This is a genomic window from Chitinophaga sp. W3I9 (assembly GCF_050434025.1).
Taxonomy (GTDB): Bacteria; Bacteroidota; Bacteroidia; order Chitinophagales; family Chitinophagaceae; genus Chitinophaga.
Genome location: NZ_JBNPWC010000001.1, coordinates 5,232,897 through 5,256,893, shown reverse-complemented (window position 1 = coordinate 5,256,893; position 23,997 = coordinate 5,232,897). Strand labels below are relative to the sequence as shown.

The window sequence follows — 23,997 nt, the reverse complement described above, 5'->3', positions numbered from 1 at the left end:
CTGATTACGCTGATTATACTGATTTGCTTGATTTTACTCTTTTGGATTTTAAAGGATTTTGGGAGATATGAGCGAAAATATCCGCTTATATCTCCCAAAATCCTTTAAAATCCTTTAAAATCCAAAAAGTAAAAATCAAGCAAATCAGTATAATCAGCGTAATCAGTGAGAAAGACAACATCCGCGGTGAGCCCCTATTTAACTTATGGCTTATCGCGTATTGCCTGGAGTTCCGCAGCCAGTGCGGATGCTTTGGCAGGATATTGTGCGGCTACGTTCTGTTGTTCGCCGGCGTCGGTGGTCAGGTGGTAGAGTTGTGGGGCGGTGTCGTTGCCCAGTTCGATGTTGACATCGCGGTCGAGTTTGGCGCCTTTGGAGGGTGAAATATATTTCCAGTCGCCGGAGATAATGGCGAGGGTGCCCGCATGTGTAACGAGGTAGGGGCGGTTTTGACGGGATTTGCCCAGCAATTGTTGCAGCATGTCGAAGCTGTCCGGTGCTTCACCGGGTTGGATGGACTGGCCGGTTAAGCGGGCGAAGGAAGCAAAGAGGTCCAGTTGACTGATCAGTGTGTTGGAAGTTTGTTTTGCTTTGATGCCGGCAGGCCATTTAACGATGAAAGGTACCCTGGCGCCGGCTTCAAAGGCGCTGTATTTGCCGCCTCTCAAAGGTCCTGCGGGGTGGTGGTTGCCGGCCAGTTCTGCTGCCTGGTCCAGGTATCCGTCGTTGAGCACGGGGCCATTGTCGCTGGAAAAAATGATCATCGTGTTTTTTGTGAGTCCAAGGCTGTCCAGCGCTTTTACAATTTCGCCTACGGTCCAGTCGAGCTGTAATATAGCATCTCCTCTCAGGCCCATGCCGCTTTTACCCCCGGAACAAGCTGTTAGGGTAACGGGGTACATGGATATCGCCGCTGGCGAAATAGAGAAAGAATGGTTGTTGTTTATTTTTGCTGATGAAGTCGATGGCTTTGCGGGTGATGATCCCGGCAATGTTTTCATCTTTCCAGCGGGCGCTGTTGCCACCGCTCATCCAGCCGATCCTGCTGATGCTGTCTACGATGGTTTGGTTATGTCCCTGGTGGGGATCGGGATGCATGCGCAGTTTTTCCGGATTTTCCAGGCCGGTAGGATCATTGCCTGTTTTATGTTTATAGTTTACTTCGATAGGATCATTGGGATCTGCATTTACTACGTGGTGATCTTCCACAAATACACAGGGCACACGGTCGAGGGTAGCGGGCATAATAAAGGAATAGCTAAATCCTGCTTCCAGGGGACCGGGGCTGATGGATTTGTTCCAGTTGATGCCCGTGCCGTCGCCAAGACCTAGGTGCCACTTACCAATAACAGCGGTCTGGTAGCCGGCGTCTTTCAACATGCCGGGAAGGGTACGGCGGTCGGTAGGAAGGATCAGCGAAGCATCGCCGGGAGCGATGCCGGTATTCTTTTGCCGCCACGGATACTTGCCTGTTAAGATGCCGAAACGGGAAGGGGTACACGTAGCAGAGGTAGCATATGCATTGCTAAACCGGACGCCCTGCTGCGCCAGCCGGTCGATGTGCGGTGTTTGGATCCTTTTCATACCGTAGCAGCTTACATCTCCATATCCGAGATCATCTGCATAAATAATAACGATGTTAGGTTTTTGCTGCGCAGATACCGTTAGCGAGAGTAAACCGCATAACAATCCGGTACTGATTTTTTGAAAGAAAGTAGTCTTTGTCATCAGGATAATTGTTCACTTTTAGCCCCAGATAGCGGAGGGGTGCCGGGCATAAATATAGTTTTTTCCTGCTGAAATGTCCGGCGTTGTTCCTTTATATTATCAGCCGGCATTCAGGTGTTTCAACGGATTAGCGCCAACAGCGCGGATTACCTGGAAGCTAACCGTAGCCAGTGCAATGAGTAACGTAAAACTGCCTGTAGCCACAAAGATCCATGCGCTGATACCGGTGTGGTAGGCAAAGCCCTGTAGCCAGCGATGGATCACTATCCAGGCCAGGGGAGCGGCTGTTATAAAGGCAATAGCTACCAGTTGCAGGAACTCTTTTGAAAAAAGGGTGATGATGCTGGTCACACCGGCGCCCAATATTTTCCGGATACCGATTTCTTTCATCCGTTGATGGGTAGCAATATGCGCGAGCCCGAATAACCCGGAGCAGCAGATGAGCACCGACAGTAATGCCGCCCAACGGATAATTACTTTCCAGCGTTGGTCCTGCGCATATTCCTGTGCATTTAGGTCGTTGAGGAAACTGTAGGTAAAGGCGGTTTCAGGCAATGCCTTTTTATATGCGGCCGCCACTGCGGTTAATGCGGCCTGTTGCCTGCGAGGGTCCAGTTTTATCCATACGTCGCCGCCATACCAGGGGCTCATGATCATCACCATGGGTGCTATGCGTTCGCGCAGGGAGCCGGCATGAAAATCTTTCACCACGCCGGTGATGGTCCTCATTTCCTTATCAAAATATTCATCCGTGCGGATGGGTGTTCCAATGGGATTTTGGAGCCCGGCAGCTTTTACAAAGGCTTCGTTTACGATTACGCCATTGGACCAGTTGTTTGTAAAGTTCCGGCCTTCTTTGAGTGTAATGCCCAATGCAGCCAGGTAGTTTTTATCGATCACCCGGTGGACGGCTGCGATCTCTTTATCATGAAGATGTACGGCGCTGGCGCCACCGCGTTCACCTCCAAAGGAAAGGCCGGTGATGCCAGGTTCACTGGCCAGTTCATTTTTCAGAATATCCTGTACCTGTTTGAGGTTGCGGTCGCCGCTGATATGCGTTACCACTACCTGTTCGGGACGATAGCCCAGGTCTTTCGATTGCACATAATCCATCTGCCGGTAAAACAGGGCGGTAACAATGAGGAAAAATACGGCCAGTGAAAACTGCGTGACAATCAGTATTCGTCCGGGTATATTCCTGCCGGTTAGCGGCTGGTGCCCGGAAAAGGCTTTTATGGCGCTGAATTTCGCCAGCACATATGCCGGGTAAGCACCGGTTAATGCAATGATGAACAACAGCAATCCGGCGGCGGCCAGTCCTGTTAGCGGCTGCAATATTGCCTGGATAGCAATGGCTTTTCCGGACAGTTCATTAAATACCGGCAGCGCGGCGGCGGCCATCAGAAAGGCCAGCAGCAGCGCGATGGCGCAAAGCAGCGCGGATTCTGTCAGGAACTGATTGATGATTTGTATACTGCTACTTCCATTAATTTTGCGGACACCTACCTCTTTGCTTCTTCTCAGGGACCCGGCGAGTGTAATATTGATAAAATTAATACCCGCCATTACCAGGATAAATACGGCGATGCCTATAAAGATCCAGGCAAATACGGGGTTGCTGCCGTTGATCACACCGCCTTCGCGGTTACCGTCGGGGGAGTAGAGCGGATGAAGGTGAATGTCGGTGATCCGTTGCAGGCCAAACCTGAGGGCGGTGGTGTTATTATCTTTTGCATAGGCTGCCCCCACCCGGTTTAGTTGCTGCGTAACTGTATTTATGGTGGCATCGGGCCGGGTAACCACAAATGTGCTTAGGTATACATTGTTCCAGTCGGTGTCGTTAAACGACAACTGCATAAACCGGAAGGGGAGCAATACATCAAACCTGATAGAAGAATGTATGGGAGGGTCTTTCACCACGCCGCTGATCACCAGTGGTTTTCCGAGGCGCCGGGCAGAAGGGTCGGCGTCCATCCGGAGCAGCTCACCTGTTACATCGGTACGGTTAAAGTATTTCAGGGCCGTACTTTCTGTAATAACGGCCGATCCAATGTCGTTGAGCGCAGTGGCGGAATCGCCTTTTACCAGGGGAAAAGAAAAGACCTGGAAGAAGCCGGGGGCTACAAACAGGAGCTGTTGTTTGAGTACTTTGTTGCCGGCAATGATATCCCCGTAAATATCTCCGCCCATCACCCGGGTGTAGGCGATTATTTCCGGTACCTGCGCTTTGAAAGCCGGGCCGTGTAACTGACCGGTGCTGCCCGTCCACTGCGGACTGCCACCTGGTTGGGTTACAGCAGTGGTGATACGGTAAAGATGTGGATTCTGATGATGAAACCGGTCGAAGCTGTTTTCATCTTTCAAATATAAAAATGCCAGCAAAACACAGCTGATACCAATGGCCAGGCCAATGATATTGATGCCTGCATACAGCTTGTTTTTCCGGTGGTGACGAAGGGCTATTTTCAAATAGTTAAAGAGCATACAGGAAGATAATATTTTTATGGTTGTTTATAAAGGAAGATGCAGGGTGCTATCCAGTATAAATGCCGCCCTTTCCGCCACGGTGGTTTCGGGGAGCTGAACCAGCTTATATTCCAGCCGGCTGTATACTTTTATCATGCTTTCATAAGTTTGCACGGCTTCCTCAAAAGATTGTTTACGTTCCTTATCGTGTTCATAAATGGCTTTCCACGGAGAGGCGAGGAATACGGTTTGATGGTACCTGTATAAGGCGGCGGCCTGCTCCATTTCTTCCGGAACGGGCAGTCTGCATAGTTCAAGATAACCGATGGTATCGGCAATGCCCCGGTCGAAAAATACGGGGCGGCCGGTGGCTGGCTGTTCCAGGTAATCCTGCAGAGACTGCTCAAACATCAGCCGGGCAAATGCCTGCCGGTTGACCCAGGGCAGTGCCTGCCCGCCGGCAGCTACCTGCTGCCGGATAATTTCCCGGCCCGTTTCCGGAACGGTGATATGTCCCTGTTCACGCAGCGCCGCTATGATAGCGGTTTTGCCCATGCCGGGCCCACCCGTGACGATAAAAAAGTGATCTCTTACTTTTTTGTTCATCTTAATAAATTAAAAAAATAAATAATTGGATTAAAGGAAGTGGGGAGGGGGGTAAAAAAATATTCCGCCGACAAACGTTATAAAGTATCTTTACGGCATCTATGCTGCAGGGAGTCAAGCAATTTCTATACCGTTCAGCCGAATATCACTGGAACAACATCGTGAATGTTGGTGTGCATCCTGCTATGCCCTATATAGAATCCAGGCGCACAAAATTATTGAATTTATTGTCATTGCCCTGTATTCCTTTCATGTTTTTTTATTGCATCTTAAATACGATCCAGGGCAGGTACATACTGGCGGGCCTGAATGCCATTACCACCACTACTTCCGTGCTGGTACTGATATTCCATAAGTATCGGATGTATCTTAGTGCAAGGATAGTGTTGATCTGTATCAGTATCCTGATCTATACGTTTACCGGTGTTTATTTTCATAACGGGGCGGAATATTTTTTACTGAACATCCTTTTTATCGTAATCCTGATTTACGATAATAAATGGATAGTGGGGAGCCTGAGCCTCCTGGTGATCACAGCTTTTATGCTGATTATATTTATGCCGCGGTCGTGTGGTACCTGGCGCCACCGGTGCCGGTGGAAAGGGTATGGTGGAATGTGGCGGTGGCATTATTATTTGTGGTGGTGGCACTTAGCTTTTTTAAGTATATCCAGGCGGACTACCAGCAGGAAATTGAGCAGCAGCGACAGGCATTAGTGTCGATGAACAAGGACAAGGAAAAACTTTTTTCTATTGTGGCGCATGATATCCGCAGCCCGCTGGCTACGCTGGAAAGCCTGCTGGACATGTTCCGGAAAGGACAATATCCCCGCGAGGACATGGAGGAAGCGGCAGATGTGTTGCACAAAAAAGTATCGCAGCTGGGTGTTACGCTCGACAACGTACTACGCTGGAGCACCCGCAGCATGAAGGGGATCCAAACCCGGCCCCGGCATTTTTTACTGGCGCCCGTGGTAACAGAAGTGCTTCATTTTTTTGAACTGATCATACAACAAAAACAGATTACAGTAGAATTGCAGATACCCGTAACTACTGCTTTGTATGCGGACCGCGACCAGGTGTCGGTGATCCTCCGGAATCTCTTCAGCAATGCGCTGAAATTTAGTTATACCGGCGGGCAGATAGAAGTAATGGCGGTGATAGCAGAGGATGTGGTGATTACTATTACCGATCACGGTGTGGGCATGTCGCCGCAGCAACTCAGCACCCTGTTCACTTCCCACCAGCATCCGAAGTACGGTACAGATGGGGAACGTGGCACGGGCCTCGGCTTATTGCTCTGCGGGGAGTTTGCGGCGCAAAATGGTGGCACTATTAAAGTAGCAAGTTTGCCCGAAAGCGGCACCAGCTTTACCCTGCATTTTGCTAAAGGGGATTTTTCCCCGGAAGACGAGGCAGCTTTCAATTAATACATTATTGCAGGGCTTCCTGCATGCGGATCGGTTACCAGCGGGGATACTTCCTGACCCATCAGGACACTACAGGATAGTTTATTACAGGTATTCATTATCTTGTTCTATTCCACGTTTAACTGTTCGATATGAAAAAACGCCTTGTTCCTGTTGCAGGATTATTGTTATTGACTGCAGCGGTTTCCGCCCAATCTGCCAAAGGTCCTGCGCCCCTGAAATTTGAAAAGCGGCAGATCGCTGCAGAAAGCTATGAATCGGTAGCGGTGATGGACGTAAACAATGACAAGATCCCTGACCTGGTATCCGGTGCTTTCTGGTATGAAGGACCGGCTTACTTCAAGCGTCATTATATTGGCCCGGTAAAGCAGTTTGGCGAATACTGGGATGACTTCTCCACCATTCCTTTTGATGTAAACGGCGATGGCCGCATGGATTATGTGACCGGCGGCTGGTTTGGGAAAACGCTGGTATGGAAGGAGAACCCGGGGAACGACAACGAATGGAAAGAACATGTGATCGCCACACCTGGCAATATTGAAACCACCCGCGCATGGGACCTGGATGGCGACGGTATTCCCGAAATAATTCCCAATACGCCGAATGATCCGCTGGTGGTATATCATTATACCAAAGGCAGTGCAGCATTTACCGCGCATACAATACTGGACCGCAAATCGGGGCATGGCCTGGGCAGCGGTGATATTAACGGCGACGGACGTACGGACCTGGTGGTGCCGGAAGGCTGGGCAGAAGCGCCGGCATCGCCTTACAGTGCTGCATGGACTTTCCACCCGGAGTTTAACCTCGGCACGGCCAGCGTGCCGGTAATAGTAGCCGATGTAAATAAGGATGGGTTGCCTGATCTTATAGCAGGGCAAGGGCATGATTATGGGCTCGACTGGTACGAGCAAAAGAAGGACAGCAAAACAAATAAGCGGCTATGGATCAAACATGCCATTGATCCTTTCAATTCGCAATATCATACCATGCTGTGGGAAGATATAGATGGAGATGGGGAACCGGAGCTGATCACAGGAAAGCGTTACCGTGCGCACAATGATCATGATCCGGGTTCCGATGATCCCTGCGGTATCTATTATTTTAAATGGAACGGCTCTTCTTTCACCAAACAGGTGATCAGCTATGGATCAAAAGGAGCGGGATTATATTTTGTGACGCATGATCTTACAGGATCAGGCAAAAAAGATGTGATCGTAGCCGGCAAAGATGGATTGTTCATCTTTTATAATAAAGGAAACCAGTGATCAGCATCTTTATAAAAATACTGCCTGCAAGATAAGTAGGCAGTATTTTTTTGTAAAAAAAATTCAGGAATTATGTTTCGCCAGCCAGTTCTCAATGGCGGCCCCAATATTAGCGGTGAGGGAAGTTTCATTATCCTTGCCCTGTTCAAACCAGTGGTTAGCTCCTTCATTGTCCTGCCTTTTTTCCACGTAAATAGTTTTTTCAGGAAGACGAACGATAAACACATCTTCGTCGTGGCGTGTAACCCCGGTCTCGTGATTGTCGAGTTGTATGTTAAAGGTATCCATATCGCAAAGTTTATCTTTTGCGGTACAATCATTATGCCTTATGTGGGTTGGTTGGTCCTTTTTTTGTTTCTTCGCAGCTGAGTCCTCTTTATCCTATTTAACCAGACCAACAAAATGTGCGTATGATCATTAAAGAGTTACCTGTTGTTATTGAAACTCCGAGAGGGAGTAGTGAAAAATACGATTTCGACCCTGCATCGCGGTTTTTTGTACTCAGTAAAATATTACCCGCCGGTATGGTTTTCCCATATGATTTTGGTTTTATCCTGGGAACCAAGGGTGCTGATGGAGATCCACTGGATGTGATGGTGATCTCTGAATTTAAAAGCTTTCCCGGCTGCCTGATCAAATGCCGTTTGCTGGGCGCTATTAAAGCAGAGCAAAAGGAAAGGGATGGCACCATTGTCCGGAACGACCGCTACATAGCGGTGCCGGTGGTATCCAGGTTATATAAAGGAGTGGATGCGGTGTCGGCGCAAACCATCCGGGAAATAGAGCTTTTCTTTATTAACTATAATGAGCAGGAAGGAAAACAGTTTACGCCACTTGGATATATAGAAGCAGCTCCTGCCTATGAGCAAATAAAATTTCCTGAAAAATGAGTGCCGCGGCTAACCTGTGGGGACAAGGCGATCAGTTAAATGTGCTGCAGATGTCTGTCAGGGCGGTAGCCATGTATTTTGTTACCCTGACCCTCATCCGGTTGGGAGGGATGCGCATTTTTGGGAAGAAATCAGCTTTCGACACGATTATTGTAATTATGATGGGAGCAGTGCTGGCCAGGGTGATTGTAGGCGCCTCGCCGTTTTCAGGTACTGTAGCCGCCGCCGCTGTAATGGTGGCTATCAACAGGAGCCTGGCCTGGATCTCTTTGAAAAGCAATATGATCAACCGGCTGGTAAAAGGAAAGCCACTGCTGCTATATGATGCAGGAGAAATTAAATGGGAGAATATGAATAAGGCCTGTTTGAGTAAATCCGATCTCATGGAAAGCCTGAGACTGGAAACACTGAAGGCCTCGCTTGCTGAAATAGAGCAGGCATACATGGAAACGAACGGAAGGATCAGTTTTATATTGAAGCCGGAATAGATGATGATTGTGCATTTTATTACACGGTTTTATAGTTGATTGTGGAATTTTAATGGCATCCCCCATCTTAGAATCAACCAGTATATATTTTAGGATTATATATTTTGTACAATGATAAATGCCCCGACAAAGGCAACTTTAAGTGAACCGGCTGCGGCGTCAGATAAATTTCCCTCCGGCGGAGGTGAAATGGGTGAGTTGATCCGTTCTTTTAACTGGACAGATAATCCCCTGGGGCCGGCAGATCATTGGTCGCAAAGTTTAAAGACCTGTATCCAGATTTTACTCTCCTCCGTGCAACCCATGCTGTTATGCTGGGGTAACGAAAATATTTTTATCTATAATGATGCGTGCCGGGAATTACTTGGCAGCCAGCATCCATTGTCCATGGGACAACCGGCAGTAACGGTATGGCCCGCCTTGTGGTCGGCTACTGAAGCGGCGGTAGCAGCGCCGCAGCTGCAGCTCATGCGGCCGGATGGCAGTTGCTACCAGTTTAATGGTATGCCTGTAAGAGACGATTCCGGCGATACGGGCATCCTCTTTATGGGGGCAGCCCTGAACAACGGGAAGGCGCCTACGTTTGTTAAAACAGATCTGGGCAATTTCACCAGGACCCTCCTGGAGCAGGTAGAACCCGTGATCCGGGAAGGTGGATTAACCCTCGTTATTAACCTGGATATTGTTCCGGAAGATATTTATATAGACAGGGACATCTGGGAACAGATCCTGTTGTCGTTGCTCACTAACGCGATCAGCTATACGTTGAAGGGCGGAGTGGCCGTGAGGCTGAGGCAGGAGGGCAACCAGGTATTGCTTTCCATAGCAGATACGGGTATCGGCATCACGCCTGGCCTGTTGTCTGAAATTAACGCTGCATTGCAGGAGCCGCCTCGGACCCGCCGGGGCCTGACCGTAGCCAATGAAGGCATTCTTCTGCACGGCGGGGAGTTGCAGATCAGCAGCATTCCCGGCGAGGGAAGCACTTTTACCATCTCCATTCCGGTGGGTTATGCGCACTTACCTGCCGAGCAGGTGGTTCGTAATGCTGCGCCGGTACACAAGGCCTATCACGGTTACCTGCCGCATATGGCTGCCGAGATGCGGACCTGCCGGGAAAAGCTCCAGCAGCAAAGCGCGGGGTTGCATTACCGGCAATTGCTGGAGGCATTGCCAGCCGCCGTATACACCTGTGATAAGGAAGGCCGCGTGCTCCTTTATAATACAGCCGCCGTTACATTGTGGGGCCGGGCGCCCGTAGCAGGAGTAGACATGTGGTGTGGTTCCTGGAAAATATATGAACCCGACGGCACTACTCCCATTGACCTGGATAGCTGCCCGATGGCAGAGGCCATCAAAGGCGCCGTGCCGGTGAGTGGGAAGTTGATCATGATAGAAAGACCCGATGGTTCCAGGCGCATCATCCAGCCATACCCCGATCCGATTTTTGACAGCGCCGGCAATCTGCAAGGCGCGGTGAATATGCTGGTAGATATTACCGATCAGAAAACTGCGGAAGAATATGTATCCAGGCTGGCCGCCATCGTGGAAAATTCAGACGATGCCATTATCAGTAAAACGCTGGATGGTGTTATTACCAGCTGGAACCCCGCTGCAGAAAGGTTGTTCGGGTATAGTGCCGCAGAAATGAAAGGGGAACTCATCACCCGCATCATCCCGACAGACAGGCTGGATGAAGAACCCCGGATCATTGGGCAGCTCAGGTCGGGCAACAGGGTAGATCACTTTGAAACAAAGCGCGTCACCAAAGACGGGCAACTGCTGGATATTTCCCTGACCATCTCCCCGATAAAAGACATGCAGGGAAATGTAATCGGCGCCTCCAAAATAGCCAGGGATATTACACAGCGAAAAAGATTATTCGAAGCGCTCCAGGAAAGTGAAGCCCAATATATGCAGCTGGCCATTAAGCTGGAGGCCATGGTGGAACTGCGAACCAAAGAGCTGCTGGAGGCGAACTTCTATCTCGAAAAATCAAACCGAGAACTTGAACAGTTTGCCTATGTAACCAGCCACGATTTGCAGGAACCGCTCCGGAAGATCCACACGTTTGCAGGCATGCTGTATAACGTGAACAAAGACATCCTTTCAGAAACATCGCGGATGTACATTGAAAAAATAATGCAAAGCGCCAAACGGATGTCGCTCCTGATCAGTGAACTGCTGGATTACTCCCGGCTGGTGCACGTAAAAGATCCGTTTGTGGAAACAGACCTCAACAAAATAGTGAAAAATGTGCTGACGGATTTCGAAGTGGTGATCGGTCAGCATGATGTTACCATTGCTGTAAAAGAACTGCCCAGGCTTACCGTAAGCCCGCTGCAAATGAACCAGCTGTTTCATAACCTCATCGGTAATGCTATTAAGTTTTTGTCGCCCGGAAGAAAGCCGGTGATCAACGTTTACGCGGAACCGCTCAGCCCTGCCGACGCAATGGCATTGCCGGATCTGGACCCCAGCAGGACCTACTGCACCATTACGGTATCGGATAACGGTATCGGGTTCGACCAGGTATATGCCGATAAAATCTTCCAGATCTTTCAACGGTTAAACGACCGTACCGCCTATGAAGGAACAGGAATAGGGCTGGCCCTGTGTAACAAAATTGTACTGAATCATAAAGGAGGAATTTATGCGAATGGTGTACCGGACAAGGGCGCTGACTTTAAAGTGATCCTGCCAATGTAAAGGTGCCCGATCTGTTGTGTTTTTGTTAATTGTGTTTCTTTTCTGAAGAAAGGAGGGGGATTGCCGGTCGCTGATTTTTTCAGGAACATTTCCTGCTGTACTTTTGCAGCAGTTACAACTTTTCTTTTTCCTCTTTTGTTTTTCATAGTACGAATTGTTACCGATTTATCCTGCCATTAAAACTGCCCTGCAATGAGAGAGAAATTAATCAGCTTACTAATTGACCCGGACCGCGACCGGCGTAACCAGTTTTACCTTGCGCTGGACCTCCTGAATGTGAGCAAGGCCTGCATAGCACAGGATAACACCAGCAAAGCGCTGGACTATTTTAAGAAGCACACCAGCCTTGTCCCGGACTACATTTTCTTAGACAGCCTGTTACCTTCAGATGAAACGCCCCATTTCTTGCGTGAGCTGAGAAAGATCAAGCGCCTGAAACAGGTGCCGGTTATCTGGTATGCAGCCTCTTTTGAACCCGATCAGCAACAGGCTATCAGGGAAGCAGGATTTGCTGCCGGTTTGGCTAAACAGAGCGATCTGTATAGACTGAAAGGAAATCTCCAGGTGCTCTTCCAGAGCGAGCTGCAGGAAACCGTTATACCGGATGAAACTTCTGCTGCCACCCGCTTTAAGATGAAGATGAAAGAGATGTTACTGCAAACCCAGTCGTTGCTGGAGGCGCCGGAACATCTGCTTACCCACTCCTGATTTATTTTATTCCGATTGCAATGCCTTTACAGGATTGGCCATCGCAGCTTTCGTACCCTGATAGCTGATGGTCAGTAATGCAATGAGCGCAGTAAGTATGCCTGCTGCCGCAAACATCCACCATTGCAGTGATATGCGGTAATCTATATTGCGCAGGGCGGCCTGCATGGCCAATACAGCCAGCGGCACCGTAATCACAAAGGCAATGAATACGGGTTTCAGGAATTCTTTGGCGAGCATATACCAGATCCGGCCTACGCTGGCGCCCATAATTTTACGGATGCCGATTTCTTTACTGCGCCGTTCTGCGAGGTAGGTAGATAAACCAAATAATCCCAGGCAGGAGATCAGGATAGCGAGACCGCTGGTCCAGTTGAACATGAAGCCCGACGAACGCACGCCGTTAAACATTTTTTGATAGGCTTCTTTGATGAAGCTGAATTCAAAAGGAAATTCAGGATTACTTTTTTTGAGAGCCGCTTCTATCTTGGCAAGGGCTGTTTCCGGGTGATCTGTTTTACGGAGCCGCACAAAAATATGACTTACAGGCCCGTTGCCTAAATAGATAACCAGCGGTGGCGCCGCCTGGTAAGGGTTATTAATTACAAAGTCTTTCACTACCCCGATGATCGGATTAGTGCCGAGTAATGTGCCCACCACCGGTTCTTTCAATCCCATTTTCTTTACTGCGGCTTCATTTACCAGGCATCCGGTGGAATCGCTGCCATATTCCGTGCTGAAATCGCGTCCTGCAGCCAGTTGCAGCCCGGCGGTTTTTACCCAGTCGTATTTCACCCAGGTAATATTAATAGGGAAATTCTGATCCGCTGTTTTCCCGGGCCAGGCAATACCATCGGTGGCGCCGCCAAACCTCAGCAGGTCGTCTGTACCGGCAGACACGTTTTCTATTTCAGGAATACGCAGCAGATCTTCCTGCAGCAGGTTGTACTTGTTAGCCATTTCGCCGCGGGCGGGTATTTCCAGAAGATTGTCCTGGTTGTAACCCACCGGCCGGTTTTCGCCGTACTGCAATTGCCGGTATACAACGATGGTGGAGATAATGAGAAAAATAGAGATGATAAACTGGAAGGTGACCAGGCTTTTCCGGAATAATCCGCCGCCGCGATTGGTGGATATCACACCCTTCAATACTTTTACGGGCCGGAAGCTGCTGAGGAAAAAGGCTGGATAACTGCCGGCAACGAGGCCGGTGAACAGCAGCAGTAATAATATCCCCGTCCATATTTCCCAGTTCATAAAATCGAGGCGGATACTTTTGCCGGATACGCTGTTGAGGCCCGGCAGCGCCAGTTTTACCAGCAATATTCCCAGGAGCAGGGCGCCAAAAGTGATGATCAGCGCTTCAATGAGAAATTGAAAGATAATGGTGATGCGGGAGGCGCCAAGCGCTTTCCTTACGCCTACTTCTCTTGCGCGGCGTTCCGCACGTGCAGTAGAAAGATTCATGAAATTAATACACGCAATCAATAAAATAAAAAGCCCGATGGTGCCCAGCAGCATCATGATCTCTATCCGGCCGCCGCTGGGCTCACCATTTTTGAAACCACCGTGCAGGTGCAGCGCGGTGAACGGGTAGGCAAACAGGTAGCTGGTACTATCTGTGGTACCTGTGAGCATTGCTTTCTTCAGCTTTTTGTTAAAGCCATCCACATTGCTTCCGGGTTGCAACAACGCAAAGCTGCCGACACGGTAATTGTCCCAGCGGTTGATCCAGTCGGCATTCTCCAGTTCATAAAGGCGGAAGGGGAGTACTACGTCGAATTGAATGGAACTGTTTTCCGGTGCATCGCGGATTACCGCTGCTACCCGGAGGTGATGCTGGTTATTGTGTTTAACAATGCTGCCAATAGGGTCTTTGTCGCCAAACAGCCTGTGGGCAGCACTTTCCGAGAGTATAATGGCGCCGGGGTCCTGAAGGGCGGCAACCGGGTTACCGGATATAGCCGGGAAAGTAAAGATGTTGAAGTAATCAGGATCTGCGTACACGCTTTGCTGGTAAATACTTTTCTTACCGGTGCTGAGCAGTTGTTGCCCGCCATAAACCTGGCGCGTGGTATATTTTATTTCTGGGAACTCCCGTTTTATTTTCTCTGCCAGTGGCGCCGGTGTAACGTCGCCGGTAAACCACCGGCCTTCGTGGTACTGATTGTTCATCAGCAGATGAATGTCGGTATTATGCTGGTGGAAGGAATCGTAGCTGACTTCCCCATGGATCCACAACAGGATGATGATACCGGTAGCCAAACCAAGGGAGAGGCCTCCTATATTAATAAGGGTGGAGAGTTTGTTTTTAAGGAGATTTCTCCAGCCGTGCCTGCAATAATTTTTGAACATAGCGGATAGTTTTGGGTGGAGAACTGGGTTCTCCTTTGTTCCCTAAAAATAACTGCCCGCACGGATCCTTAATTTACAATGTGACAGAAGTCTTGTTTGCTGTGATGAAAATGGTGTTGCGTTATTTGGTGCCCTGCTTCCTCCATGCCAGGATAAACCCTGCTGCTACCGCCACCAGTAACAGGATAGAAGATATCGTGGAGATCTTTCTTCCGAGGAAGAAGGTGGCCGGCTCAAACCGGAATACAATTTCATGTTTCCCCGCCGGCACCATGAGGCCACGCAAGGCATAGTTTACACGGAGGATAGGTGTTTCCTTACCATCGATAAAAGCTTTCCAACCGGCAGGGTAATAAATATCGGAGAACACGCCGAGGCCCGCCCTGGTATTCACAGCAGTATACTTCAGTTCATTGAGACCATATTTATCCAGTACGATGCGCGCATTGCTGTCGGCCGCAGGTATGAAGGCGCCGGTGGTTTGCTGAAAGCGCTGGTCAATAATCACCGTATCTGCCGGGTTAAAATGATCGAGTGCTTTCATTTCTGCGTTGGCGTTAGGCGCCCACTGGATGACTTTTACAAACCAGGCATTGCCCAGTGCGCCGGGGTTGCGTTGGGCTACCGGCTGACCGTTCCGCTGGTCGGGCACAATAAAGTAGCGGGTGTTCAGCATATTGAACACAGCCATATTGTTTTTGGTGAGCTGGTGTTGGATCAGGTCTTCATAGATCCAGAGTTTCGCCGGACTCTGGCCGCCGATGGATTTATGAAAGTAGCTGGTATTGGCATCAAGAAAAGGATTGGTGGTGGCGTTAAGCACCCGGTAATAGGGGTCTTTATCGCGCAGGATCATCTCATCTGCCGGGGATGGGGCAATATAGTTTTCCAGGCGGGACACTTCCATGAAGCTGTCTTCATTCAGATAATTTTTATCCACCTGGAAGAGATCGAAGAGTACCGCAAAGGCGACAATGCCCGCTGCGTATACCGGTTTTAATTTTTCTTTCAGGGAGAACCAGAGGGTGGCAAAGGCGATCAGCATAAACACCAGTGCACGGATACCATCGGCCCGCAGGATGCTGCTGCGGTCCTGTTTGAGGGCATTCAATAACCTGGCGGCGGGAATTTCGCCTCCCAGCATTTGTGTATACCGCGCGAGGATGTTACTGTCGTTAGGGCCATTGAAGGCATATACCACACTGCCGCCAATGGCCAGCAGTAATACCAGGCCGCCGGTTACATACAGCGTCATTTTGAGGTGTTGTTCCAGCCAGGCTTTTGTCTGCTTACCATATAATAACTCCTGTAAAGCCCAGCATGCGAGGATCACCATGGTTACCTGCGGGATCACCAGCGCCATTGTAGGTGCGCGGAACTTGCTGTATAACGGAAGATGATAAAAGAGGAAGTTGTTCAGTTCCGGGAAGTTGGCGCCCCAGCTGAGGAGTATGCCGATAACGGTGGCGGCTATCAGCCACCATTTATGCCAGCTGTGAACGATGAACAAGCCAAGCACAAACAGGAAGCAGATGATTACGCCGATGTAAACGGGGCCACCGGTGAAGGGCTGGCCGCCCCAGTATAGCTGCCACGACGGGCGTTCCACGGCTTCCGCTGCTTTCGCCGGCGGTACGCCGATATCGGTGAGGGTTTGGTAAACGTGGGAGCTGGTCGACAATTTCTCCGAAGTAGATCCGCCTACCAGGTGTGGCAACAGCATGGTAAAGGTTTCTCCTTTGCCGTAACTCCATTGAAATGCATAGGCGATATCGAGACCGCCGGATTTTTTGGCGGCTTTATCCGGCTGCGTTAACTCCGACTGGCTGCCCCGGATCGTATAGCTGGTATACTCTTTCATGATAAGCAGGTTATCCATGGAGGGCAGGATCGCCATGATACCGGCCGCCATCAATACCAGTGACGCTTTGAAAAATGCCGAGAGCTGCTTTTCGCGGAAGGCGTGTATGCCGGCAGCTACGGCTGCGCATAGGGCGATGATGCCGGTGTAATAGGTGATCTGCGGGTGGTTGTTGTAGATCATCACCGCCGCAGCCAGGGCAGTAAGGCTTCCGCCTGCGAGGTATTGTTTGCGGTAAGCCAGGATAATGCCGCCCAGCACCGGCGCCATGTAGGCCATGCTCATTACCTTGGTGATATGCCCCGCGTCAATGCTGGTAATGGTGAAGGTGGCAAAGCCATAGGCGATGGCCCCGGTTATCCGTATCCAGTATTTAAACCCCAGTACACACAGCAGCACATACATGCCCATCATCAGCATAAAAAACATGTCTACCGGGTTGGGAAGGTATAAGGCAAACGCGCGGTTCAGTATTCCTACTTTGTTGGTGGAGGGACCGGTGTAGATGACATAGGTGGGCATACCACCAAACATGCTGTTGGTCCAAAGAGGAATATCGCCGGTAGCTTCATAGTAATCAGCCGCTTCTTTTTGCATGCCTTTGTAATGCATCATGTCCGATTGCAATAGTTGTTTGCCATCCAATACAGGGCTGCAAAACACAAACGCCAGGGTCACAAAAAGGACTAATGCGCCCAGGTGAGGCGTTAAAGCTTTAAACCACATGTATTTCATATTATGCTGGTTTTCATATATTTTAGAAAGGATGATTAATGAGAATTTTAATCAATTTTCATCTCTACTTAAAGTTTTACTTTAAGTGTGCGTTTACAAGGAAAGCAGTTCTAATGTGCGGGAGAACATGGCAGCTGGGCTGTCGCGCCAGGCATCATGACCAGGAATAATATAAGCCGGGTTGGGAAATTGTTGTTTCACTCTTGCTACGCTGGCAGGCCATGCTTTTACGTTGCCATCGCCGGTATAACCAATATCTTTTGCTTTGCTGCTTTTTATAAAGCAGCCGCCGTACAATACTTTTGTGGCAGGGAACCAGGCAACGATATTATCTTTCGTATGTCCTTCGCCGGGATAGTAAGTTTGTATTTTCACACCGCCTATATTAAAAGTGGTGTCTTTGGTAAATACATACTGCGCCTGTTTTTCTCCTTTGGCCTTGCACAATTCCAGTGTAGCGGTGCTGCTGTAGGTTTTTACGCCCAGTTTTTTGAAGAGGTCGAGACCGGCGGTTCTGTCTTCATGAAAATGCGTAACGATGCAGTAAGTAATTTTGCGGTGGTGCTTTTTCAGGATGCTGTCTGCCAGCTGCCGGGTTTGATCTACGCTCCAGGGCGTGTCCATTACTACCACGCCCTTTTTTGTTACCGCATACACGCCATTGGTAGGGTAGACCACATTCTTGAATTCTCCATAAGACGTATATACGTACAGGTTACCGGTGAGATGGGCGATGTTAATCCGGAACCTGCTGCTGTCCTGGGCAGATGTGGCGCCTGCTGTCAGCAGGGCGCAGATAAAAGCAAAAACTGGTCTCATAAAAAACAGGATGAGCCGCAAAATTACATATTATCCCGGCCTGCCGCTTATTTTCTTCTTTTAAAACATTACCCTACTGATTTAGTAGATTATTCATATCTTACCGGTAAATCCCACACCCGTATGGATAACAAGCATACCCAAACATTAATCAGTTTGCTCAGGAAAACGCATCATGCGGAGTGGGAAGCTACGCCGTCTGCCCAGGATGCCATTACCTGGCTGAACGACCTGGTTGGTTTTTTATTCCCGGGAAATCATCTCCCTAAACAAACCTCCTATGAGGGCATCTTAAAAAAGAACCAGATAGACCTGGAGAATATCCTGCTCAGTTACCTGGACCCCCGCGAGGTACCTATAGAAGAAATTGTAAACGCCTTTTATAACTCATTGGGAACCATTTATCAGCACCTTCGCCAGGATGCTGCTAAAATACACGAATACGACCCCGCCGCCACCAGTGTGAACGAGGTAATTGTATCGTACCCGGGATTTTATGCCATCACAGTATATCGCATTGCCAACCGGCTAACGCAACTGGATATACCGGTATTGCCGCGGATCATCAGTGAGTTTGCACATGGCAAAACGGGGATCGATATTCATCCTAACGCCACCATCAGCGTACCCTTCATTATAGATCACGGTACGGGCATCGTGATTGGGGCCACCAGTATCATCGGCTCCAATGTAGTGATATACCAGGGCGTAACGCTGGGTGCATTGCATGTAACAAAGGAGTTGTCGGATATAAAAAGGCATCCTACGGTAGAGGACAACGTGATCATTTATGCGCGCAGTACCATCCTGGGCGGTAATACCGTGATCGGGCAGGGCAGTATTATTGGCGGCAGCGTTTTTATCACGAAAAGTGTTCCGCCATATTCGCAGGTGTTCAATACACACCAGGTGCGGATTACCACCAAAACAGGCGTATAACAGTTCCACACAAATAGCGGTTGCATTCGCAGAAATATTTATATCTTAAGCCGAAAGATGACCGTCTTCCGCGGCGGATAAAGAATTACTGACATGCGAATGAGCGTTTTGCCGGCAGGCATTTTATTAACCATGCTATCCTTTTCTCCGGGGCTAAAGGCCCAGCAGGACACCTTGCAGCAGTTGCCGGAGGTGGTGGTGCAATCCTATTATTCAAAAGCTTCGCTGCAGCGTGTACCCACCGCCGTGAGTATCCTGTCGCCCGCCGACATGCAGCTTCAGCAGGGCGCTTCCCTGTTGCCCGCCATAAATACGGTGCCGGGTATACGAATGGAGGAGCGCTCGCCGGGCAGTTATCGTTTATCCATCAGGGGTAGTTTGCTCCGTTCTCCCTTTGGTATCCGGAATATTAAAATTTATGCAGATGATATCCCGCTGACCGATGCCGGGGGCAATACCTATCTCAATCTTATAGACGCTGATGCGATAAGCCGGGCGGAAATACTGAAAGGACCGGACGGCAGCTTGTTTGGCGCTAATTCCGGCGGGGTGGTGCGACTGGACCTTTTCCCCCCACCGGCCGACACGCACCACCTGCAGGTGAACCTGCAAGGCGGCAGCTATGGCCTGTTTCACGGCAGTGCGGCCTGGCAGCAGCAATGGAAAAATTACCAGGTACAGGTATTCCAGGGATACCAGCGGGCAGATGGCTACCGTGAAAATACCGCCATGAAGCGGTCTTATACCCAAACGGCTCAACGCTGGGAATACAAACCGGGCTACACACTGAAGCTGCTGGCATTTTACTCGGATCTGTCGTACCTCACGCCGGGAGGATTAACCCTGGCGCAGAGCGAAGCCAATCCCCGTGCCGCCAGGCCCGGCACGCCCGTTACACCAGGCGCGGTAGCGCAAAAGGCAGGCATCTATAACCGTACTTTCCAGGGCGGACTGGTCCACGAAGCGCAATTTACCCCACGGCTACAGCATGTGCTCTCGGTGTTCGGGGCCAATACTCATTTCGAAAATCCTTTTATCACCAACTATGAAGCGCGGGATGAAAATACCGCCGGCTTCCGCACCTACCTGCAATGGACCAACGATCCGCAGCGCAGCTCGCCGTTCCAATGGAAATGGCTGAACGGCGCCGAGTGGCAGCAAACCACCACCGACGTGATCAATTACGGTAACAAGCAAGGTAAGCGCGATACGGTGATGGCTGCCGATAAGCTAAAAGCGGATCAGTACTTTTTCTTTACCCGCTTCCAGGCCAATGTGAGCGCATTTACCTTTGAGGCAGCGGCCAGTTTAAATTATTATGGTTACCGCTACAACAGCAACGGGCACACGAAAATCAACTTCACGCCGCAGCTGATGCCGCGCTTCTCGCTGTCGTACCTGTTTACGCCACAGGTAACAGGCCGTATTACGGTTAGCAGGGGCTATTCCCCACCGGCTACGGCAGAAGTTCGTGCATCCGACAACGTGATCAACACGGCGTTGCAACCCGAAACCGGCTGGAACTATGAAGCCGGTGTACGCGCGGCTTCCCGTAACCACACGGCAACAATCGATGCGGCCTTCTTTTATTATAAAATGCAAAATGCCATTGTGCTCCGGCAGCACGACAATGGCGAGGAGTTTTTTACCAATGCCGGCGGCGTTCAGCAGAAAGGGATAGAGGTACAGGGCATGTGGTGGCTGATGAAGCCACGTAACGGCGGTGTGTTACGCGGCATCCGGTGGCAGGAAGGGTATACGCTGAGTGACTTCCGGTTTAACCACTATGTAAGTGCTGATGGGAAAGACTATTCGGGGAATGCACTCACCGGTGTGCCGCAGCATGTGCTGGTGAGCAGTTTGTTGTGGCAGTTCCCTGCGGCAGTGTCGTTATATGCGCAGCATACTTTTACCAGCAGCATACCGCTAAACGACGCCAACAGCGTGTATGCCGGCGGTTATCATTTGCTGCAGGCCAATGTGAGCTGGAAACTGCCGCTGCGTTCGCGTTGCAGCATCCGCTTGCGCGCGGGCGCCGATAACCTGCTGAACGTAAACTACAGCCTGGGCAACGATCTTAACGCCTTTGGCGGCCGTTATTACAATCCTGCGCCGGGCAGGAATTATTTCGGCGGCATCAGTATGCAGTTATAGTAATGATATGTCTACAACCACAGATAATGCAGCGGAACAACATTCCGCTGCATTTTTTTTGTCCGGTTGGGGAAGATAATGACCGTAGTGTGAAGGGACATCCTCATGGGAGATTACTCCTGTGCAGCAGCTTCCGCGCCGTGGCGTCAAAAAATCCTATCACAGCGGGGCCTGACGTTAACATCTGTGTATTTAACAAAAGCGGCATAGAATTGTAATAAGTGAGTAAGCATTAACAAGAAGATGAATTCTACCAACGGAAAATCGGATAAGCCGGTCATAACCGCAAAAATTGATGGCTTTTTTCTCCAGTTTTATCATATCGCCGCCTTTATAGGTCGCTTTTTCAGGGAGGCATTCCGGCCTCCTATTGAGTGGGGCGAGTTTGTGCGGCAATGTTACCAGGTGGGGTATAAGTCGCTGGCCCTTGTTACGGTAACGGGGTTTATCACCGGCGTGGTGTTTACGGAGCAGTCCCGTCCTACTTTATCGGAGTTCGGGGTTACTGCGTGGCTGCCGTCGCTGGTGGCTATTGCGGTGGTGAGAGCGTTGGCGCCGCTGATCGCGGCCCTGATCTGCGCAGGTAAGGTGGGCTCGAGCATCGGCGCAGAGCTGGGATCGATGAAGGTAACAGAACAGATTGATGCGATGGAGGTATCTGCCATTAACCCTTTCCGTTACCTGGTGGTTACCCGCGTCATTGCCATGACGGTTTGTTTGCCTCTGCTCATGTTTTATAACGCCCTCATAGGTTGTTTGGGTTCTTACTTTGATGTACATGCGCACGAACAAACCAGCCTGGTATCGTTTTTTGATAATGCCTTTGCGCAGATCACTTTCCTGGATTATACCACCGCTCTTACTAAAGCTATCCTGTACGGGTTTACCATTGGCATTGTGAGTTGTTACCAGGGTTTTAATGCAAGCCAGGGCACCACGGGCGTGGGTAAGGCAGCGAATGTATCCGTTATTGTATCCATGTTCCTGATATTTATAGAGGAAGTAATTATTGTTCACGTGTTTAATACCATCCGCTAGTCATGAAAACAAATGGTCACCAGATAGATATGAATGAAACCGTGATCAGTATCCGGAACCTTTATAAGTCTTTTGGAGAGAAGCATGTACTACAGGGAATCGACCTGGATCTTCATAAAGGCGAAAATGTGGTGGTGCTGGGTCGTTCCGGTACCGGTAAATCGGTGCTGATAAAAATTATCATCGGGCTGCTGCGACCAGACGCAGGTACTGTGAATGTATTGGGGGAAGAGGTGGATCAGCTGAAAGAAGCCGAGCTGCGTGCATTGCGGCTGAAGGTGGGGTTCTCTTTTCAGAGCAGCGCCCTGTATGATAGCATGACGGTAGGGGAAAACCTGGCCTTTCCGCTGAAACGTAATCAGCGCGATATGACCAAAGAGCAGATCCGGAAAACGATCGACATTGTACTGGAAGCCATCGGGCTACCGGAAACCATTAACCAGATGCCGTCGGAGCTGTCGGGTGGCCAGAAGAAAAGAATTGGCATTGGCCGTACCCTCATCCTGCGGCCGGAAATTATGCTGTATGATGAACCCACTGCTGGTTTGGACCCTATTACCAGCATGGAGCTGAACAAACTGATCATCGCTGTGCAGGAAAGATTCAATACCAGTTCTATTATTATTACCCACGATCTTACCTGTGCCAAGGAAGTGGGCGACCGGGTAGCAGTGATGGATGAAGGGAAATTTATACGGCAGGGAAGTTTTGAAGAAGTATTTAACGAGAAGGACGGACTTATTAAAAGTTTTTACGACTATAATTTTATACAGTAAGTTATGGAAGCAGGAAAAAAACGCGCTGTCATTGTAGGCATCTTTGTATTTGTAGGGCTGGCCATTTTTGTAACCGCCGTGATGATGCTGGGCAAGCAACAGAAACTATTCAGCAAGTCCATCCAGGTGAAGGCTTATTTTAAAGATGTGAACGGGTTGTCCGTAGGCCGCAATATCCTGTACTCCGGTGTAAAGATCGGTACGGTGAAAAAGATCAGTTTTGTGAGAACCAACCAGATCCTGGTGTTGATGAATATCGATGAAAGCTCGCAGGAGTTTATCCATAAAGATGTAGAGGCCCGTATCAGCTCTGAGGGCCTGATGGGTAATAAGATCGTGATGCTGACTGGCGGTACGCCCAACATGCCGGTAATAGAAAACGGCGATCAGCTGCATGTGGTCAGCGGTTTAAGCACCGAAGAAATTATGAGTACCCTGCAGGTAAACAATAAAAGCCTGGTGGAAATCACCGACAACCTGAAAGTGATCACCAAAGGCATTGTAGACGGGAAAGGCACTTTAGGGAAATTGATTACCGACGATACTGTTTACAAAGATCTGAATGCCACCATGGCCGGCTTGAATGCCGCGGTGGTAAATACCCGCCGGCTCACCGGGGCTTTATCTTTATATGCGGCCAAGCTGCAAACCAAGGGCGTATTGTCCAACGACCTGGTAACGGATACGGTGGTATTTGCGCAACTTCGTGCAGCCGTTACCGAAATGAACAGCGCAGCGCTCAACGCCAATCAAACCGTGCAGGAGCTACGGCAGGCCAGTGCAGGAGTGCGGGCCAACCTGGATGATCCGGAAGCGCCGGTGGGCATGCTTTTAAAGGACACCCTGCTGGCGGATGCCTTTAAAGAAACGATCTATAACCTCGAAAGCAGTACCCAGAAACTGGATACCAATATGCTGGCCTTACGGAACAACTTCCTGTTCCGCGGTTATTTCCGGAAACAGGCAAAGCGGGAAAGAAAAGCACAGAAAGAAAAAGAAAAGGCGGAGCGCCAGGCGCAGAAATAACT

Annotated in this window: 17 protein-coding genes and 1 pseudogene; 11 read left to right on the top strand and 7 right to left on the bottom strand. The window is 49.8% G+C overall.

All coding sequences use genetic code 11. From position 1 onward, the window contains the following. Window positions 1-203: 203 nt before the first annotated feature. From QFZ51_RS21290 to QFZ51_RS21280, 3 genes and pseudogenes are all read right to left on the bottom strand, one after another. Window positions 204-1,584, bottom strand: a pseudogene (locus tag QFZ51_RS21290) (sulfatase-like hydrolase/transferase). Window positions 1,585-1,827: 243 nt separating this feature from the next. Beyond that, entirely contained in the window at window positions 1,828-4,212 is a 2,385-nt protein-coding gene (locus QFZ51_RS21285) for an ABC transporter permease (RefSeq protein WP_429048670.1), read from the bottom strand. Between the two features lie 27 nt (window positions 4,213-4,239). Then, complete coding sequence (locus QFZ51_RS21280; protein ID WP_429048668.1) at window positions 4,240-4,800, bottom strand: AAA family ATPase; 561 nt, start codon at window positions 4,798-4,800, stop codon at window positions 4,240-4,242. Between the two features lie 499 nt (window positions 4,801-5,299). Here QFZ51_RS21280 and QFZ51_RS21275 point away from each other — a divergent pair, with 499 nt between their 5' ends. Together QFZ51_RS21275 and QFZ51_RS21270 are read left to right on the top strand one after the other, a co-directional pair. Then, window positions 5,300-6,229 carry a sensor histidine kinase gene (locus tag QFZ51_RS21275; protein ID WP_429048666.1) on the top strand — a complete coding sequence of 310 codons (930 nt, stop codon included), beginning with the start codon at window positions 5,300-5,302 and terminating at the stop codon, window positions 6,227-6,229. 131 nt (window positions 6,230-6,360) lie between these two features. Further along, the gene (locus QFZ51_RS21270; protein ID WP_429048664.1) at window positions 6,361-7,497 is read left to right on the top strand and encodes an FG-GAP-like repeat-containing protein; all 1,137 of its coding nucleotides are present in this window, start codon (window positions 6,361-6,363) and stop codon (window positions 7,495-7,497) included. 63 nt (window positions 7,498-7,560) lie between these two features. Here QFZ51_RS21270 and QFZ51_RS21265 read toward each other — a convergent pair whose 3' ends face one another. After that, window positions 7,561-7,785, bottom strand: coding sequence for a hypothetical protein (locus QFZ51_RS21265; RefSeq protein ID WP_429048663.1), 225 nt, complete (start codon window positions 7,783-7,785; stop codon window positions 7,561-7,563). Between the two features lie 122 nt (window positions 7,786-7,907). Between QFZ51_RS21265 and QFZ51_RS21260 the strand changes: the two genes are divergently transcribed. From QFZ51_RS21260 to QFZ51_RS21245, 4 genes are all read left to right on the top strand, one after another. After that, complete coding sequence (locus QFZ51_RS21260) at window positions 7,908-8,387, top strand: inorganic diphosphatase (protein ID WP_429048661.1); 480 nt, start codon at window positions 7,908-7,910, stop codon at window positions 8,385-8,387. Next, window positions 8,384-8,875 carry a DUF421 domain-containing protein gene (locus tag QFZ51_RS21255; protein ID WP_429048660.1) on the top strand — a complete coding sequence of 164 codons (492 nt, stop codon included), beginning with the start codon at window positions 8,384-8,386 and terminating at the stop codon, window positions 8,873-8,875. Before QFZ51_RS21260 ends, QFZ51_RS21255 begins: the two co-directional genes overlap by 4 nt. A gap of 111 nt (window positions 8,876-8,986) precedes the next feature. Further along, a complete protein-coding gene (locus QFZ51_RS21250) occupies window positions 8,987-11,584 on the top strand; it encodes a PAS domain S-box protein (protein WP_429048659.1) in 2,598 nt (865 codons plus the stop codon). 192 nt (window positions 11,585-11,776) lie between these two features. Continuing rightward, a complete protein-coding gene (locus tag QFZ51_RS21245) occupies window positions 11,777-12,292 on the top strand; it encodes a hypothetical protein (protein ID WP_429048658.1) in 516 nt (171 codons plus the stop codon). Window positions 12,293-12,298: 6 nt separating this feature from the next. Here QFZ51_RS21245 and QFZ51_RS21240 read toward each other — a convergent pair whose 3' ends face one another. The 3 genes from QFZ51_RS21240 to bla all read right to left on the bottom strand — a co-directional run bounded on the left by QFZ51_RS21240 (window position 12,299) and on the right by bla (window position 18,062). Then, window positions 12,299-14,647: an ABC transporter permease gene (locus QFZ51_RS21240; protein ID WP_429048656.1), complete on the bottom strand. Its 2,349-nt coding sequence runs from the start codon at window positions 14,645-14,647 to the stop codon at window positions 12,299-12,301. Between the two features lie 121 nt (window positions 14,648-14,768). Further along, window positions 14,769-17,243, bottom strand: coding sequence for a YfhO family protein (locus QFZ51_RS21235; RefSeq protein WP_429048655.1), 2,475 nt, complete (start codon window positions 17,241-17,243; stop codon window positions 14,769-14,771). 93 nt (window positions 17,244-17,336) lie between these two features. Continuing rightward, on the bottom strand, window positions 17,337-18,062 hold the full coding sequence (gene bla / locus QFZ51_RS21230; protein ID WP_429048653.1) for a BlaB/IND/MUS family subclass B1 metallo-beta-lactamase: 726 nt from the start codon (window positions 18,060-18,062) through the stop codon (window positions 17,337-17,339). 123 nt (window positions 18,063-18,185) lie between these two features. Between bla and QFZ51_RS21225 the strand changes: the two genes are divergently transcribed. The 5 genes from QFZ51_RS21225 to QFZ51_RS21205 all read left to right on the top strand — a co-directional run bounded on the left by QFZ51_RS21225 (window position 18,186) and on the right by QFZ51_RS21205 (window position 23,995). After that, entirely contained in the window at window positions 18,186-19,001 is an 816-nt protein-coding gene (locus QFZ51_RS21225; RefSeq protein WP_429048651.1) for a serine O-acetyltransferase, read from the top strand. Window positions 19,002-19,094: 93 nt separating this feature from the next. Continuing rightward, window positions 19,095-21,155: a TonB-dependent receptor gene (locus QFZ51_RS21220; RefSeq protein WP_429048649.1), complete on the top strand. Its 2,061-nt coding sequence runs from the start codon at window positions 19,095-19,097 to the stop codon at window positions 21,153-21,155. A 243-nt stretch (window positions 21,156-21,398) separates the two neighbouring features. Beyond that, the gene (locus QFZ51_RS21215) at window positions 21,399-22,193 is read left to right on the top strand and encodes an MlaE family ABC transporter permease (protein WP_429048647.1); all 795 of its coding nucleotides are present in this window, start codon (window positions 21,399-21,401) and stop codon (window positions 22,191-22,193) included. A 2-nt stretch (window positions 22,194-22,195) separates the two neighbouring features. Next, entirely contained in the window at window positions 22,196-22,969 is a 774-nt protein-coding gene (locus QFZ51_RS21210; RefSeq protein ID WP_429048646.1) for an ABC transporter ATP-binding protein, read from the top strand. Between the two features lie 3 nt (window positions 22,970-22,972). Further along, complete coding sequence (locus QFZ51_RS21205) at window positions 22,973-23,995, top strand: MlaD family protein (protein WP_429048644.1); 1,023 nt, start codon at window positions 22,973-22,975, stop codon at window positions 23,993-23,995. Window positions 23,996-23,997 lie beyond the last annotated feature (2 nt).

What these genes read in the sequence shown, in the direction of transcription:
- QFZ51_RS21260 (WP_429048661.1), top strand. Translation starts at nt 7,908, where the DNA reads ATGATCATTAAAGAGTTACCTGTTGTTATTGAAACTCCGAGAGGGAGT.
- QFZ51_RS21245 (WP_429048658.1), top strand. Translation starts at nt 11,777, where the DNA reads ATGAGAGAGAAATTAATCAGCTTACTAATTGACCCGGACCGCGACCGG.
- QFZ51_RS21275 (WP_429048666.1), top strand. Translation starts at nt 5,300, where the DNA reads ATGGATAGTGGGGAGCCTGAGCCTCCTGGTGATCACAGCTTTTATGCT.
- QFZ51_RS21280 (WP_429048668.1), bottom strand. Translation starts at nt 4,800, where the DNA reads ATGAACAAAAAAGTAAGAGATCACTTTTTTATCGTCACGGGTGGGCCC.
- QFZ51_RS21265 (WP_429048663.1), bottom strand. Translation starts at nt 7,785, where the DNA reads ATGGATACCTTTAACATACAACTCGACAATCACGAGACCGGGGTTACA.
- QFZ51_RS21250 (WP_429048659.1), top strand. Translation starts at nt 8,987, where the DNA reads ATGATAAATGCCCCGACAAAGGCAACTTTAAGTGAACCGGCTGCGGCG.
- QFZ51_RS21225 (WP_429048651.1), top strand. Translation starts at nt 18,186, where the DNA reads ATGGATAACAAGCATACCCAAACATTAATCAGTTTGCTCAGGAAAACG.
- QFZ51_RS21235 (WP_429048655.1), bottom strand. Translation starts at nt 17,243, where the DNA reads ATGAAATACATGTGGTTTAAAGCTTTAACGCCTCACCTGGGCGCATTA.
- bla (WP_429048653.1), bottom strand. Translation starts at nt 18,062, where the DNA reads ATGAGACCAGTTTTTGCTTTTATCTGCGCCCTGCTGACAGCAGGCGCC.
- QFZ51_RS21285 (WP_429048670.1), bottom strand. Translation starts at nt 4,212, where the DNA reads ATGCTCTTTAACTATTTGAAAATAGCCCTTCGTCACCACCGGAAAAAC.
- QFZ51_RS21210 (WP_429048646.1), top strand. Translation starts at nt 22,196, where the DNA reads ATGAAAACAAATGGTCACCAGATAGATATGAATGAAACCGTGATCAGT.
- QFZ51_RS21215 (WP_429048647.1), top strand. Translation starts at nt 21,399, where the DNA reads ATGAATTCTACCAACGGAAAATCGGATAAGCCGGTCATAACCGCAAAA.
- QFZ51_RS21205 (WP_429048644.1), top strand. Translation starts at nt 22,973, where the DNA reads ATGGAAGCAGGAAAAAAACGCGCTGTCATTGTAGGCATCTTTGTATTT.
- QFZ51_RS21255 (WP_429048660.1), top strand. Translation starts at nt 8,384, where the DNA reads ATGAGTGCCGCGGCTAACCTGTGGGGACAAGGCGATCAGTTAAATGTG.
- QFZ51_RS21240 (WP_429048656.1), bottom strand. Translation starts at nt 14,647, where the DNA reads ATGTTCAAAAATTATTGCAGGCACGGCTGGAGAAATCTCCTTAAAAAC.
- QFZ51_RS21270 (WP_429048664.1), top strand. Translation starts at nt 6,361, where the DNA reads ATGAAAAAACGCCTTGTTCCTGTTGCAGGATTATTGTTATTGACTGCA.
- QFZ51_RS21220 (WP_429048649.1), top strand. Translation starts at nt 19,095, where the DNA reads ATGCGAATGAGCGTTTTGCCGGCAGGCATTTTATTAACCATGCTATCC.